The following is a 14,853-nucleotide window of genomic DNA, read 5'->3' as shown; positions in this document are numbered from 1 at the left end:
CCGCCCTGGCGGGATTACTGTTTCAGCGGGAGTTCTACTGTCTCCTGTAGCTGGCTCTCGATTTTTGCCTTATCGCCCACGACGATCAGGGTCATATTCTCCAGCCGGATGTATTTCCGGGTGAGTTCCATGATCTTTTCCGGGGTAACCGCGTGCATATTGGCCACCTTGTTCTCCAAAAAGGATTCGTCCAGTTCATGGGTGTCCAAAAATACGAGTTGGCCGATGATCCCGGATGGGCTCGAATTCTGCAGGACGAAGATCCCGGATTCATAGTTGATGATGCCTTCGAGTTCCTCGGGGGTGGGAGGCTCCTCCTGCAGTCTGGAGATTTCTTTCTTGATTTCGGCTATTGAAGCGCCGGTATGCTCCGTGGTTACATCGGCCCGTTCGTACCACAGGGCCGTTTTGTAGTTCGTGTCATAGATGCTCGTGGGGGAGTACGTGTACCCCTTGTCCTCCCGGATATTGCTGGTGATCCTCGACGCAAAAGAGCCGCCGAGAATGGAATTCGTGACATCCAGTGCAAGGAAGTCTTCCTGGGACGGATCCGGCACGGGTAATCCGTAATAAATGGTAGACTGCGGCGCCCCGGGGCGGTCAATGATCTTCACGACTTCAGCCGGCGCAGCTTCCGCCACCGGATAAAACTCTTCGGGGCCTTCACGCCAATCCGCGAGTGCATTCCGGACGGCCGCCCTGACTGCTTCAGCATCGAAGTTCCCGGCCACATAGACGGTGGTGCGCCTGGCACCCACCTGGGCCTCGTAAAAAGCCCGGATGTCCGCAACAGTATAGGAATCGATCATCTCTTCCGTCGGGAATACCCGGCCATAGGCGTGGTCCGGGTAAATACTCGCCATAAAATCCCGGTAGGCCTGGGAACGGGGTCGGGATAGCTGAACCGCCAGGTTGCGTTTCATATCTCCCTTGAGTCGATCGAGCTCCCCTTCCGGCCAGCTGGGTTGCCGGAGGACATCCGCCAGGACTTCGATGGCGTCCGGGGCAAATTCATAGAGAACGGAAGCAGACAGGGTGGTGTGGTGGGCGCCTACCCCAATATTCAGGTTGCCGCCCATTCCGGCCATCTCATCCGCGATCTGCCTGGCAGTACGCGAGGTGCTTCCTTCTTCCATCAGGTCGGCCATCAGGTCGCTGAGCCAGATTTGGTCGGGCCCTTCATGGATATTCCCCGTCTTTACGGAGACCTGGATATTCGCTTTGGGGATGGACCCGTACGGGATAAGTACCAGTTCCAGGCCGTTGTCAAAGGCAATCGTCTCTTTCTCGGGGAGGCTGAAATTTTTAGGGGTTCCTCCCTTTGGGGGCTGCTGTTTTTCCTGGCCGGTGAGAAATACCAACGGCAGGAGCAGCGCAATCAGGTTCAACAGGGAATTTTTCATCGTTATTCGGTTTTTTCATTTGCTGCCAGGAGCGGGTTGGTTACCAAAACAGTCCGGTTGCCTGGCCTCAGGTACTCATCTACGGTTTTGCGGACGGTTTCCAGGTCGATATTCCGGAATTCATCCTCCAGGGAGTTGATCCGGCCGGGATTGTCGTCAAAAAGCGCGAAACTGCAAAGCAAATCGGCCCTTCCGAGCCCAAAGGAGCCCCCCAGGTTATCGTAGAGCTGCGAACGGATCTTTACGATCGCCTGGTCGAGCATTTCCTGGGTCAGGCGGTCCTTCAGCCCCGACATGACTTCTTCGATGGCTGCCAGGACTTCTTCCTGGCTGGTGTCGTTGTCATAGGTCAGGTCGTACATCCAGAGCATGGGGCCTTTATAATTAAACATATTGCCCAGATAGTTGATCCCCCCGCTGACATTGGAGGTAAAGCCTTTTTCATTTTCAAGTTTCTGAACCAGCAGGCCGTTGTCCCCCTGCACGAGTATCTGGTCCAGGAGCCCCATGGCATAATATTCCGGCGAGTTGCGCTGAGGCATGTGATAGGCCACGGCCAGGGCGGGCTTGTTTGCGAGGGAGTCGTTTTTGACAAAAGACTTTTCTTCCTCCTGACGGGGTTCCGAAATATCCGGTTGCGGCGGAATCTCCGCCGACGGGATGTCCCCGAAATACTGCTCAATCCAGGCACGGGCTTCGGCCTCCTCAAAATCGCCTACCACGGCAAGGGCCGCATTGTTGGGGGAGTAGTAGGTATTGAAAAAACTTTGGACATCTTCCAGGTTGGCGGCATCCAGGTCCTCCAGGTCGCCGTAGAAGTTATGGGCATTATACCAGTTTTCGTTGGCATACTGGGGCATATCGAGCCAGGGGAACCCCCCGTAGGGTTGGTTGAGCACATTGACCTTCACTTCATTTTTCACCACCCCCTGCTGGTTGGACAGGTTTTCCTGTGTAATATCCAGGCCCCGCATCCGGTCGGCTTCGGCCCATAGCATGGTTTCGAGTTTGTGGGACGGGACGATTTCAAAATAGTTCGTGAAATCGAATCGCGTGGACCCATTGAGGACCCCGCCGTTCTGTTGGACGAGTTTGATAAACTCCATTTTTCCGAGGTTTTCTGAACCCTGGAACATCATGTGTTCAAATAAATGGGCAAAACCCGTCCGGTCCTTTGGTTCGATGCGGAAACCAATGTTGTAGTAGACCGCAACTATCACTGTCGGGGCCGTGGTATCCCGCGAGAGGATGACTTTCAGGCCGTTGTCCAGTTGGTAATAGGTTACGGGCACAGAGAATTCGGAGGCAGTAGCCGGCTTTTCGGTTTCACCCGCGCAGGCAACCAGCAGCAGGGCGCCCAGGCCCAGTAGCGTATGCCTCAGAAAGGAAATTTTCATAAATCGGAAATTTATTCAATTGGAGTACCGGGCCGGGGAGCCCGGTGAATTAGACGTAGGAATCGATTAATTGTTACATCAGGCAATTCTATTTCTAAGGACTGGCTGCCCAACAGCCCCGAATTCAATAATCCTCCCCCGGGTACCAGTCGAGTTGGACTACCTCGATTTCGGGGTTGCCGGCTTCCACGAGCTCCCGAAACTTCCCGGTATCGCTGACATCCGGGTTGCCCCGGTAGTGGTAGGGGTAGACCCGTTCGGGTGCAAATGCCAAAACCGCGTTGGCGGCACTTTCCACGGGCATCGTATAGGGAAGGTTCATACAGACAAATGCCATATCGATCCCCTTCAGGGAGCGCATTTCCGGGATGTCCTCGGTATCCCCTGAAAAGTACACGCGCGTACCGTTTTTCTCCAGAATGTATCCGTTGCCCCGCCCTTTTGTATGGAAATCCAATGCCTCTTCCCGAAGGTTGTACATGGGGATGGCGGTGATGCGGATCCCGGAGGCCTCCAGTTCAGAGCCGTTCGGTAGGATTTCCGCCTGGGCGGCCAGGGCATCCTGCATTTGTTCGGCGACGGCTTGCGGGACAATCAGCCGGGCATCTTCAAGGGGCAGGGCCTCGAGGGTCCCGGAACTGAAGTGGTCGCCGTGGATATCCGTTACCAGGACAATGTCCGGGGCGTCGTAACCGGTAAAGCGGGCGGCATCGCCAACCGGGTCGATATAAATGGTGGTACCGTCCCATTCCAGGACGGCAGTGGCATGGGAAACAGGATGTACGACGGGTAAGTCCGCGGACGCTTCAGTTGTTCCGGGCTCCGCGGATTCTGCCTGAGTGTCCGGGGGCGTATCTGCTTTCTTATCCTCCTTGCAGGCAGTGAAAAGAATCAGGACCGCGAGCAATGGCAAGGCGGGTACGATCAGGCGGTGCAGCCGGGTATTTTGATTTATTTTCATAAAAATCTTGATTTTTTCTTTCCTTAAAGATACGGTATTCAGGGGGCTGAGCGAAAAAAAGCACGGATTTTAGGCTTTTGAGAAATCTAAGACCGGGCCCTGGGTCGTATATAGAGTGGTACAAACAAAAAACCAAAAACGAAGAAATTAATTTTTATCACTATGTCAGAGACAAAAAACAATAATGGATTGAAGGTAATTGCCGGTCTGTTGGGAGTCATCCTGCTCGGGACGATTATTTACACGGTCAGCCTTTACCAGGAGAAAAAAAAGAATGAGGCCGTACTGACCCAGGAGAAAGAGCTGGTAGTAGAAGACCTGAACAGCCTGAAGTCCGAATACGACAAGGCGATTCTGGAAAGCAACGCCACCAATGAGGAACTGGTTGCCGCCCGGGACAATATCGCCAAATACATCGACAGCGTTAAGGCAATGAAGGCCGACCTGTCAACACTTTCCCGCTACCGTCGCCAGGTATCCATCCTGAAGCAGGAGCGCGAAGAGCTGCTCCGCCAGGTAGACTCCCTGCGCGAGTCCAACACACTGATTGCCATGCAGCGCGACAGCACGTTTACCGAGCTGGAGAAGCAGACGGTATTCAACGATTCCCTGGTTGTTCAGAATACGCAGCTGGCGGATGCTGTTGAGCGCGGCTCTGCCCTGAACCTGACCCAGTTCTCCGTAGACGCCGTCCGCGAGCGGAACAACGGCAACCTGGCTTCCACTTCCCGTGCGCGCCGTACGGACAAGATCAAGGTTTGCTTTACCGTTGCCGACAACGTCATTGCCGAAGCCGGTGACCGGGAATTCTACATCGAGGTGCTGGACCCCCAGGGGAACGTAATGGGAGGCAGCAATACCACCTCTGTGGAAGACGGCCCTACCATCACCTATACGAAAGCCACGAATTTCTACTACGAGAACAGCGCGCTGGACGTATGTGACTACGTGAGCAACTACTCCGGTGAATTCGCGGAAGGCAACTACATGGTGAATGTATACGACGATCGCTTAACACTCCTCGGCACGAACAAGTTCGAGCTGAAGTAATACACACGATTCACTTAAGCGAAAAAAAAGCCGCCCAACCCGGGCGGCTTTTTGATGTTAAATAGGGATTTCCGGTAAGGATAAGCAGCTATTTGTCCAGGCTGCCCACCATATCTTCCGGCCGGACCCACTGGTCGTATTCGGCTTCGGTTACATATCCGAGGCGTACGGCCTCTTCTTTGAGGGTCGTCCCGTTTTTATGGGCCGCATTGGCAATTTCGGCGGCCTTGTAATACCCGATTTTCGTATTCAGGGCGGTGACCAGCATCAGCGAATTGTTCAGGAGCTTTTCGATGGTATCCCGGTTGGGTTCGATGCCCGAGGCACAATGCGCTTCAAAACTCCGGCAGGCATCCCCGATCAACCGGGCGGACTGCAGGACATTTGCGGCCATTACCGGTTTGAAGACGTTTAATTCGTAATGCCCCTGCGTGCCGCCTACAGTGACGGCCACGTCGTTGCCCATTACCTGGGCACAAACCATGGTGAGCGCTTCGCACTGGGTGGGATTCACTTTGCCGGGCATAATAGAGCTCCCGGGTTCGTTGGCCGGGATAATGATCTCCCCGATTCCGGAACGCGGGCCGGAGGCCATCATGCGAATATCGTTGGCGATTTTATTCAGGGAAACCGCCAGTTGTTTCAGGGCGCCGTGGGTTTCCACCAGTGCGTCGTGGGCTGCCAGGGCCTCAAACTTATTACCCGCTGTCTTGAAAGGCAAACCAGTGAACTCGGCGATATACCCGGCCACTTTAACGTCGTATCCTTTGGGCGTGTTCAGGCCGGTGCCCACGGCTGTACCTCCCAGGGCGAGTTCCGAAAGGTGGTCCAGCGTATTCTCCAGGGCCCGGATCCCAAAATTGAGCTGGGCCACATAGCCTGAAAACTCCTGGCCCAGGGTCAGCGGGGTGGCATCCATCAGGTGGGTCCTTCCAATCTTGACTACGTCCATAAACGCCTCCGACTTAGCCTGCAGGGTATCCCGCAGTGCCCGGACTCCGGGCAGGGTCACATCCACGAGTTTTTTGTAAACCGCAATGTGCATCCCGGTGGGGAAGGTGTCGTTCGACGACTGGGACTTGTTCACATCGTCGTTGGGCTGGAGCGTTTTCTCCCCCTCGCCAATTGTGTGACCGGCCAGTTCGTGGGCCCGATTGGCGATCACCTCGTTCACGTTCATGTTGCTCTGGGTGCCCGAACCGGTCTGCCAGATGACCAGCGGGAACTGGTCGTCGTGTTTTCCCTCCAGGATTTCGTCGCAAACCCGGCCGATCAGGTCGCGCTTTTCCTCCGGGAGCACCCCGAGGTCGCAATTTGCGTAGGCGGCCGCTTTTTTCAGGTAGGCGAAGCCATAGACGATTTCCAGCGGCATGGACGCGGGCGGCCCGATTTTAAAGTTGTTCCGGGAGCGCTCGGTCTGGGCGCCCCAATATTTGTCGGCGGGCACCTGCACGGTGCCCATGGTGTCTTTTTCTGTACGGTATTCCATGTTTGGGTATTTTACCCAAAGGTACGGATTCAGCCCAAAATTTCCGTGGAGGCGCGGGTGGGGGAGAGATGTTTTTTTTGCATTTGATTTGTAGGATTGGTCCGATTCCCACTATCTTTGTGGTGAAAAGCTAACGATATGTTTGAGTTCGACCAATACCTCGGCTTCCTGGCCTTTTTAACCATCGTTACCATCGGTTTCTGGCTGATGATCTTCCTGCTGGCTTTTGTAGTACCTTATTGGCTGGGGGGCAACCTGCTTGAACTCTGGAAAGAGCGGCGCGAGGCGAAGAAAGCGCGTCGCCGCCAGGCATAACATCCCGGGTCGATTCCGGACAAGAATTAAGAAAAATACGAAAAAAGAGCGGGATGTTTTCCCGCTCTTTTTGCATTTGGTCTCTATGTGATTGGCAGCGCTTGCGGCTGTTCACCGGAAGGCGCTCGTAAGGCGCACCGCCCGGGCTTTATGTGTTGCGCCCGGACTTGAAGCGTTGCACAGGCCATAGTTCCGGGGCTCAGGAACCCGAACCGCCTTCGAATTCCCCATCGTCATCGAAGTTTCCATTGCCCCCGCGGCCGGCATTCCGCTTTTTCTGTTCATTGAAGCGGTAGATAAACGAAAAGGTCACGGAGCGTTGCCGCCACTGGAATTCGCTGTCCGAGGTAAAGAATTCGGTTTCGGTAAAGGAACGGCGCTTCCTGGAGTTGAAAAAATCGTTGACGTTCAAGGTAATCGTGCCATTGTCTTCAATGATATCCTTGCTAAAAGCCAGGTTCAGGGAGAAAATCCCCTTGGTATCCGTGATGGCATTCTGGCGCGGGCCGAAATAAAAGGCATTTGTCTGCCATTCGATGGCGGCAGGCAGCGTGACCTTGGATCCCAGGCGGGCAAACCAGCTGGTGTTCTCAGCCCCGTAATCCACGCCGTTGAAGAAGCCTTCGTTCACAAACCGGAAGATGTTGAAGCTCGAGTTGATCCGGAATTTCCGGGAGGGGTTAAACAGGATACTCGCCTCGCCCCCGTACCGCTGGTTGGTAGACAGGTTGATCGGGATGGAGCGGATGATGTCGATCCCATCTGTGGTAGTCTGCCCGGTGGATTCCTGGATACGTTCAAAGGAATCCGTTTCCCGCTGGTAATAGACGGAGGTATTGAAGGTCAGTTTATCCCAGCGCTTCAGGTAGCCTAAATCGAAAGTATTCGAAAAGGCCGGGTTCAGGTCGGGGTTTCCCTGGAAAACGTTCGTACGCGAGTCCCGGGAAGGGAACGGGTTGATAAACCAGCCCCGGGGACGGTTGATCCGGCGGTTATACCCCAGGGAAATATTCTCGTTCTCCCCAATTTCATAGATCAGGTTCACCGTCGGGAAGAGCCCCAGGTAATTCTTGTCGAAATTCACATCCACATCTACCCCGAGTTCCTCTTCCAGGGCGGTGGGGTCAAATTCCGATTCCAATTCGCCCCTCAGGCGCGTATTCTCCAACCGGAGCCCGAGCAGGAAGGAAAATTTCCCGATTTTACTCCCGTATTGGGTATAGGCCGCATAGACATCCTCATTGTAGGTAAAAGTGTTGGTCAGCAACTCGTTGACCACGAACTGCCCGCTGGCCCGGTCCAGGGAGTCGAGGCGGAAACTGGTGATCTCCTCCTCCAGGTCAAACCGAAATCCGGCCTCAAATTGGGATTCACCCATCGGGAGGACATAATCGGCCTGGATGAGATATTCGTTTGAATTCTCCTCCTGGGCAACATTTTCCAGGGCCACCAGGCCATCCTGGGGGAAGGTGGTGCGCTCCTCAATCACCGTGGCGACGTCTTCCCGGTCGCGCCCAATCTGGACATCGGCGGTAAGCTTGTGTCCGTCATCGTTAAAATTGTTCGTGTAATTCAGCGACCACTGATAGCTCCGGTCGTCCTCGGACTCGAGTTCCTGCCGCAGTGTCCGGCTATCGATTTCCGAACCGACGAAACGGGTGGTATTGTTGTCTGTCTGGTCGTCGTCATTCCCCAACCGGTAAAAGAAACTCCCGGTAAGGCTGGACTGGTCGTTGAGGAAGTATTCCATCCCGATATTCCAGTTGAGCCCTCTGTTCAATCGGTTGATATCCCGGTCCTCGATGATCCGGTCAAAGGAACCCGAGGTGTAGGAGTTGTCGAAATACCCGTTGCCCGGGGCATCCCGGTAGCGGTAGCCCAGCGTGCTGAACAAGTTGAAAGCGTCGGTACGGATATTTCCGTTGGCCGTTATGCCCGAATTCACGGGCACCCCGATATAGGTATTTACCGAGCCGTTGAAACCCAGTGTTTTTTCCTTCCTGAGAACGATATTCAAGATACCGGCAGTCCCTTCTGCATCGTACCGGGCAGAGGGGCTGGTGATTACCTCAACGCGCTCAATGGCGTCGGCCGGCAATTGCTGCAGGGCCTCGGTAGAGCCGAAGCCGGCCAGGGCAGACGGCTTGCCGTTGATCAGGATCCGGACGTTTTCGTTTCCCCGGAGGCTGATGGCGCCTTCCACGTCTACGGTAACCGAGGGGACGTTGTTCAGGGCGTCGGAGATAGTGGCCCCGCTGTTGGTGAGGTCTTTCCCGATATTGTAGATTTTCTTGTCCAGCCGGACTTCCACGGTGGTGCGTTCCCCGACGACCTCCACGGCATCCAGCTCCTGGGCGTTGATCGCCATGCGAATTTCACCGAGGTCCCGGGATTGCCTCAATAGCTGGTTGTCCAGGGTGTAGGGGAGGTAGGAGATGTATTCCACCCGGATGTTGTATCGACCGGGTTCGGTTGTCACGTTGAATTTCCCGTCAATGTCGGTAATACCGCCGGTGACATTCGACGGTTCGCCCACTTTTTGAAGGACGAGGGTAGCGTACTCCAGGGGTCTTCCTGTATCCTGATCCAGTACTGTACCGGTTAGTGTGATGCTTTTTTCTCCCGGACCCTGGGGTCGTTGAGCCTGCAGGTTCAGGGAAATTGCTGCAAAGAGCAGGATAAGGAAGTGTCTCATGAAGTTCTAGGTTTTCTTCTTTCGTTTTTTCTTTTTGAACTTTTTTGTGTTATACCGATTTTCCTCCAGTTCAATCATCGCCTGGTACTTGTCCTGCGGCAGCCCCTCTTCGAGCTCCTTCCGCTGTTCGATACCCAGCCGCTCCAGCGCCTCCCGGGTTGCTTCCGGGGAGAGTTCCAGGATCCGCAATTCCATCCTTTTCTGCACATATTTGGTGAGGATGGAGGAAACTACGGCAGCTTCAAAGTCGTTCAGTCCCACCGCCTGGATGATTTCGGGCATTTCTTCCGAGACCAGTTCCTCGGCAGTTTTGGGCGCTACTTCTTTGGGAGGGGCTTCCGCCTGCGGGACGACATTGCGTCGGCGTCCGCCGTAATAGGGATTCGCCCCGTAGCCGTATTGGGCTTCGGCTGCAAACAGCCCTCCGAGTAACAGGAATGTCAGTAAAACACGCGTTCTCATGTGTCGTTTCTTTAGATAGTTTACAAGGTGCAGGGTTTAACTGCTTTTGGTTAAATGTTTGTTAAAACCCAAATTTCGATTAAACAAACTGGTAATCAGTTAGTAAGAAAATCTTTGATCGCCTCGGGCGGCCGGCCCAGGACGGCTTTCGATTCGCTGGCAACTATGGGCCGCTCAATGAGTTTTGGGTGCTCGGACATGGCAGCGATCAATTCCTCTTCGCTCAATTCCTTCCCTTTATAAGACGCTTTCCAAACAGCTTCCCCGGTCCGGATCAGCGAGCGGGCGGGCATACCGAGTTTGTCGAGCAATTCCCGCAGGGTTGCCCCGGTAGGCGGGTCGTCCAGGTAACGGACAATTTCAAAGGGTTTCCCGGATGCTTCCAGGATGGCCAGGCCCTCCCGGGATTTCCGGCAGCGGGGGTTGTGATAAATTGTGTACATGTCGGTGATTTCTTAGGGTTGCCAGGGGTCTCAGGCGGAATTTTCCTGCCCGGTCATCATCAAAAAGGCCTTCAGGAAGTCATTGATCTCCCCGTCCATTACCGCATCCACATTTCCGGTTTCCTCCCCGGTACGCACGTCCTTGACCAGCTTATAGGGATGCATGACGTAGTTGCGGATTTGCGAGCCCCATTCAATCTTCATTTTGGACGATTCGATCGCTTCCCGGGCTTCCTGCTTCTTGCGCAGTTCAATCTCGTAAAGCTGGGATTTCAGCATTTTCAGGGCAGTCGCCCGGTTGTCGTGCTGGCTCCGGGAGTCCGAACAGGAAATCTGAATCCCCGTAGGTTTGTGGACGAGTTGGACTTTGGTCTCCACCTTGTTGACGTTTTGTCCCCCCGCCCCGCTGGACCGGGCCGTAGTGATTTCGATATCGGCCGGGTTGATCTCGATTTCGATACTGTCGTCCGCGAGCGGGTAGACATACACCGAGGCAAATGAAGTATGTCGTTTTGCATTGCTGTCAAAAGGGGAAATTCGGACCAGGCGATGTACGCCGTTTTCGCCCTTGAGCCAGCCAAAGGCAAACGGCCCCTCGATTTCCAGGGTGACGGTTTTAATTCCGGCCACGTCGCCCTCCTGATAGTTGAGTTCCCGGACTTTGTAGCCGTTTTTCTCGGACCACATCATGTACATGCGCATCAGCATGGATGCCCAGTCGCAACTTTCTGTCCCACCAGCGCCTGCAGTGATTTGCAGCACGGCGGTGAGGTCGTCCCCTTCGTCGGAAAGCATGTTGCGGAACTCGAGTTTTTCAATGGCGTCGGTAGCTCGTTTGAGGTGCCGTGCCACTTCTTCTTCAGCTACCTCACCCGCCTCGTGGAATTCCACCATTACCTCCAGGTCGGAAAGGAGCGATTCGGCGGTTTCGAATTCCTCCACCCAACCCTTGAGGGTGTCCAGGCGCTTCATGAAGCCCTGGGCGGCAACCGGGTCGTCCCAGAAGCCGGGTTCCAGCGTTTTTTCCTCTTCGTTCTGAATCTCGATGCGTTTGGCACCTATGTCAAAGATACCTCCTTAACGCGCCAAGGCGTTCCATAAGAGACTTAAATTTCTCTTTCATTCGTACTGCATTTGGAGTGTAAAAGTAAGTTGTTTTTGCGAATTGCGGGGCATGGCAGGCCGGCAGATTTACTGCTGGCTGCTCACGGCCACCTGATGGTTGCTGCTATTCCCACCCGGCCCGAATACCACGCCTTTGATCGGGGCGCAATCCGAATAATCCCTCCCGTGGGCCACTTTGATGTGGTCCGAAGCTGCCAGGAGGTTATTGGTCGGGTCAAAGCCCTTCCAACCGATCCCCGGTACGAAGGCCTCCGCCCAGGCGTGCATTTGGGCATCGCCCACATACCCCATCCCCTGATGGAGGTAGCCCGAAACGTAACGCGCGGGCAACCCGTGCTCCCGGGCAATGGCAACAAACAAATGCGCAAAATCCTGGCAAACCCCTTTGCGATTATCGAGGATATCCGAAAGCGGGGTGTCCACCCCCGTTTCCCCGGGCATATAGTCCAGGTCTTCGTACACCCAGGCGTTTAACCGGGTGAGATTTTCCATGCAATTGACCCCGGTGTCGAAACGGAAACAATCCTTTGAGTCCGGGAGCAGGGTCAGCGGGCTGGGTTTTAGAAACATCTGGTGCTCCAGGCGGAAGGAAAGTTCCCGGAAATCCCCGGGTCGGTAGTCGGGCACTGCAGACGGGTCAAAATCAAAGGGGTTGTCGGGTTGCTTCAGCACCTCGAATTCGGCTTCGAAAGCTATATCTGTCAGTTCGTGCCGGTTTCGAACCCGGATGGTGGTAAATCCAAACCCATTTTGGGAGAATTCCCAGTTAGCCCCCCGGCTATTGGAAAAAAAGACGCGACCCAGGCTTTGGGAGGCATTCTCCAGCGGGACGATCAGGAACTGCCAGCTCGCTTCAACCACCGGGTGGTCGTATCGATTTTCGGCTGTATACCGTATGGTGTATGTCTCAGCCATTCGCTCAGATAAGGGTTTGAAGGTATTTTAAAATTCGGAATATCAGTAATGGAAAAACTCTTTTTCCATCCGGGCGCCAATAGCGGATAAATCGCTGAGGATATCCTCGATAAATTGCTGGATATTGCCTTCGATGTCTTCAACCCGCTTGAACTGGTACTCTGCCCGGACTTTCCCCACCAAAAATGCGGTGGAGTCCTTGTCGCGGGACTTTAAAGGATCCAGGGTGCAGACGTGCCGGTAAACCTGGTTCAGGCTGTTCATAACGGACCTCGGACATTTGGAATTCAGTATCAGGAATTCAAGGGTACACAGGCTGTTTGGGGTTTTTTTGTAATAGCGTCGCATCATATCGTAGGATTCGGCGCATTTGAGCAGCGTGGTCCATTCGTAACTGTTGCGGAACCGGTCGCCATAGCTTCCCGGGGACATCTTGGCATCGTTGTATTTGGCGTTGATAATCCGGGTAATTTGCAGGGCCCGCTCCAGGTTTACCCCCATCATGATGATCGCGTAGATGCTGTCGTGCAGGAGGGTACCCCGGATCTTGCCCCGGAGTACAGCCGTCATTTCCGTCACCTGGGAGGTAAACTCGTACAATCCCGTTTTTACAAACTTTTTAACCGGGTAGTTCTCTGCAAAATGGTAGAATTTATTGATCGATTCATAGAGTTCGGTTGAGATCAGATCCCGGGCCGAGTGCGCATTTTCCCGCGCGTAACAAATGGAGTTAATGACCGAGGGGCCAAATTCCCGGTCCATGCCAATACGGGTCAGTACGCGGTCCTCGTCGATATTCATATCGTCGGTGGCGGGTTCGCCCACCATGTACAGCATGGAGCGCATCACAAAGTCACGCGACTGGGAAGTACTGTTGGGTGCGTCCAGGGAGGAGAAGTAATTCACATTCAGGTACCGCGCCGTATGTTCGGCCCGTTCGATATACCGACCCATCCAGAATAGGTTGTCTGCAACTCTCGCCAGCATATGATCAGTTTTTAAGTACCCAGGTGTCCTTGGACCCGCCGCCCTGGGATGAATTTACAATCAGATTTCCTTTTTTGAGCGCCACGCGCGTAAGACCTCCTTTGAGCACGAAACTTCGCTCCGGCCCCATGACGGTGAAGGTCCTCAGGTCGATATGCCGCTGTTCAAACGACTGGGATTCCTCGATATAGGTTGGGTGGACCGAAAGGGACAGGATGGGCTGGGCCACGTATTTCCGGGGGGATTCCCGCACTTCCCGGCGCACCTTCTCTACCTGCTCATCGGTCAGGGTATTCCCGATAGAGATCCCGTACCCGCCCGCTTCATCGACGGGCTTGATTACGAGTTCCCGGATGTTTTCCAGGACGTATTCCAATTCCTCCTTTCGGCTGCAATGGTACGTTTTGACATTGTTCAGAATCGGGTCTTCCCCCAGGTAATACCGAATAATATCCGGCATGTAGGTATAGACGGCCTTGTCGTCCGCCACACCGGTACCCGGGGCATTGGCGATTGTCACGTTCCCCTTTTTGTATGCGGCAAACAGGCCGGGGACGCCCAGGGAGGAATCTTTGCGGAACTCCAGGGGGTCCAGGAAGGCATCGTCGATGCGGCGGTAGATGACATCGACTTTCTCCGGGCCGGCAATGGTCTTCATATAGACAAAATCGTTTTCGACGAACAGGTCGCGTCCCTCTACGAGTTCCACGCCCATTGTCTTGGCCAGATAGCTGTGTTCGTAAAAGGCCGAATTAAACATGCCCGGGGTGAGCACCACCGTGTTCGGGATATCCACTCCCCCGGGTTTGACCGTTTCCAGCAGTTCCAGCAGGTTTTCCGCGTAATTGGTTACCGTATGGGCATCGTAGTGGTTGAATACCCCGAAAAGCGCTCTTTTCAAAGCCGTCCGATTACTCAGAACGTAGCTCACCCCGGACGGGCAGCGGATATTGTCCTCCAGCACGTAAAACTGGCCGTCGTTGTGCCGGATGATATCCGTTCCGGAAATATGCGTGTAAATGCCCCCGGGCGGGTCCACGCCGATCATCTGGTCCAGGAAATTCTCCGAGGTCGTCACCAGGTCCAGGGGAACCACCCCGTCCTTGAGTATTTGCTGTTCGTGGTAGAGATCCCAGAGAAATTTGTTCAGGGCCAGGCAGCGTTGTTTCGCACCCCGCTCAATATGGTCCCATTCTTCCGCACCGATGATCCTGGGGAACAGGTCAAAGGGGAAGATCTTCTCATTGGTTTTGTCCTCGCTGTAGACGCGGAATGTGATCCCCTGGTTGAAAAAAGAGGCCTTGGCCTTTTTGTTGAGCTCAAAATAATCCGCGATGGAATGCTTCCCGTAAAGCTTGAATAATTTTTTGTAAACGGCAGTCACATTTCCTTCCCGGTCGTACAATTCGTCGAAGAGTTTGGGATCCCGGTGATATGCGGTAAAGATGTTTTTGCCGTCCCCTGCCATAAATTGGAAGATTTTCTTTTAATATACCGCCTTTTTATGGGGAACAGGCAAGGGCAGCGGGAATTTTTGCATCGTATCGTTTTTCGCACCCATCCCGGAACGAAATCCATGTATTTCCGGCGGTATTTTTGCGACATCCGTAT

13 protein-coding genes are annotated in these 14,853 nt (G+C 54.2%); 2 read left to right on the top strand and 11 right to left on the bottom strand.

Features of this window, described 5'->3' with window-relative positions; genetic code table 11:
* Positions 1–14: 14 nt before the first annotated feature.
* From RB2501_RS11930 to RB2501_RS11920, 3 genes are all read right to left on the bottom strand, one after another.
* Complete coding sequence (locus RB2501_RS11930) at positions 15–1,403, bottom strand: M16 family metallopeptidase (protein ID WP_015755091.1); 1,389 nt, start codon at positions 1,401–1,403, stop codon at positions 15–17.
* A gap of 2 nt (positions 1,404–1,405) precedes the next feature.
* Entirely contained in the window at positions 1,406–2,800 is a 1,395-nt protein-coding gene (locus tag RB2501_RS11925) for a M16 family metallopeptidase (protein ID WP_015755090.1), read from the bottom strand.
* Between the two features lie 124 nt (positions 2,801–2,924).
* Entirely contained in the window at positions 2,925–3,761 is an 837-nt protein-coding gene (locus tag RB2501_RS11920; protein ID WP_015755089.1) for an MBL fold metallo-hydrolase, read from the bottom strand.
* A gap of 162 nt (positions 3,762–3,923) precedes the next feature.
* Between RB2501_RS11920 and RB2501_RS11915 the strand changes: the two genes are divergently transcribed.
* On the top strand, positions 3,924–4,811 hold the full coding sequence (locus RB2501_RS11915) for a hypothetical protein (RefSeq protein WP_015755087.1): 888 nt from the start codon (positions 3,924–3,926) through the stop codon (positions 4,809–4,811).
* Positions 4,812–4,899: 88 nt separating this feature from the next.
* Here the strand turns inward: RB2501_RS11915 and fumC are convergent, their stop codons facing one another.
* A complete protein-coding gene (fumC, locus tag RB2501_RS11910; protein ID WP_015755086.1) occupies positions 4,900–6,300 on the bottom strand; it encodes a class II fumarate hydratase in 1,401 nt (466 codons plus the stop codon).
* 138 nt (positions 6,301–6,438) lie between these two features.
* On the opposite strand from fumC, the gene RB2501_RS16285 reads away from it, so the two are divergent.
* Entirely contained in the window at positions 6,439–6,615 is a 177-nt protein-coding gene (locus RB2501_RS16285) for a hypothetical protein (RefSeq protein ID WP_015755085.1), read from the top strand.
* 199 nt (positions 6,616–6,814) lie between these two features.
* Here RB2501_RS16285 and RB2501_RS11900 read toward each other — a convergent pair whose 3' ends face one another.
* The 7 genes from RB2501_RS11900 to RB2501_RS11870 all read right to left on the bottom strand — a co-directional run bounded on the left by RB2501_RS11900 (position 6,815) and on the right by RB2501_RS11870 (position 14,710).
* Entirely contained in the window at positions 6,815–9,310 is a 2,496-nt protein-coding gene (locus tag RB2501_RS11900) for a TonB-dependent receptor domain-containing protein (protein WP_015755084.1), read from the bottom strand.
* A 6-nt stretch (positions 9,311–9,316) separates the two neighbouring features.
* Complete coding sequence (locus RB2501_RS11895) at positions 9,317–9,772, bottom strand: hypothetical protein (protein ID WP_015755083.1); 456 nt, start codon at positions 9,770–9,772, stop codon at positions 9,317–9,319.
* A gap of 95 nt (positions 9,773–9,867) precedes the next feature.
* Positions 9,868–10,215 carry an arsenate reductase (glutaredoxin) gene (gene arsC, locus RB2501_RS11890; RefSeq protein WP_015755082.1) on the bottom strand — a complete coding sequence of 116 codons (348 nt, stop codon included), beginning with the start codon at positions 10,213–10,215 and terminating at the stop codon, positions 9,868–9,870.
* A gap of 30 nt (positions 10,216–10,245) precedes the next feature.
* A protein-coding gene (gene prfB / locus RB2501_RS11885) for a peptide chain release factor 2 (protein WP_238528070.1) occupies positions 10,246–11,338 on the bottom strand; the annotation gives its coding sequence in 2 pieces (ribosomal slippage) (positions 10,246–11,280 and positions 11,282–11,338; 1,092 coding nt in all).
* Positions 11,339–11,406: 68 nt separating this feature from the next.
* On the bottom strand, positions 11,407–12,255 hold the full coding sequence (locus tag RB2501_RS11880) for a transglutaminase-like domain-containing protein (protein ID WP_015755080.1): 849 nt from the start codon (positions 12,253–12,255) through the stop codon (positions 11,407–11,409).
* A gap of 42 nt (positions 12,256–12,297) precedes the next feature.
* The gene (locus RB2501_RS11875) at positions 12,298–13,242 is read right to left on the bottom strand and encodes an alpha-E domain-containing protein (RefSeq protein WP_041327226.1); all 945 of its coding nucleotides are present in this window, start codon (positions 13,240–13,242) and stop codon (positions 12,298–12,300) included.
* Between the two features lie 4 nt (positions 13,243–13,246).
* Complete coding sequence (locus tag RB2501_RS11870; RefSeq protein ID WP_015755078.1) at positions 13,247–14,710, bottom strand: circularly permuted type 2 ATP-grasp protein; 1,464 nt, start codon at positions 14,708–14,710, stop codon at positions 13,247–13,249.
* Between the last annotated feature and the right edge of the window lie 143 nt (positions 14,711–14,853).

The organism is Robiginitalea biformata HTCC2501 (genome assembly GCF_000024125.1).
Lineage (GTDB): Bacteria > Bacteroidota > Bacteroidia > Flavobacteriales > Flavobacteriaceae > Robiginitalea > Robiginitalea biformata.
The sequence above is the reverse complement of the archived record's forward strand: the minus strand, read 5'-3'. Positions and strand labels throughout refer to the sequence as shown.